General features: G+C 52.3%; 1 rRNA gene. It reads left to right on the plus strand.

Features of this window, described 5'->3' with window-relative positions:
* Nucleotides 1-256, plus strand: a 23S ribosomal RNA gene (locus ACO0U8_RS24260); the annotation flags it as partial.

Below are 256 nucleotides of genomic sequence, written 5' to 3' on the forward strand. Positions count from 1 at the left end.
CCGAGATTCCCCCAGTAGCGGCGAGCGAACGGGGAAGAGCCCAGAACCAACATCAGCGTATGTGTTAGTGGAAGCGTCTGGAAAGTCGCACAGTATAGGGTGATAGTCCCGTACACAAAAATGCATAGGTTGTGAGTTCGATGAGTAGGGCGGGACACGTGACATCCTGTCTGAATATGGGGGGACCATCCTCCAAGGCTAAATACTCCTGACTGACCGATAGTGAACCAGTACCGTGAGGGAAAGGCGAAAAGAA

Source organism: Rahnella sp. EDr1-12, assembly GCF_049206505.1.
GTDB lineage: Bacteria > Pseudomonadota > Gammaproteobacteria > Enterobacterales > Enterobacteriaceae > Rahnella > Rahnella rivi.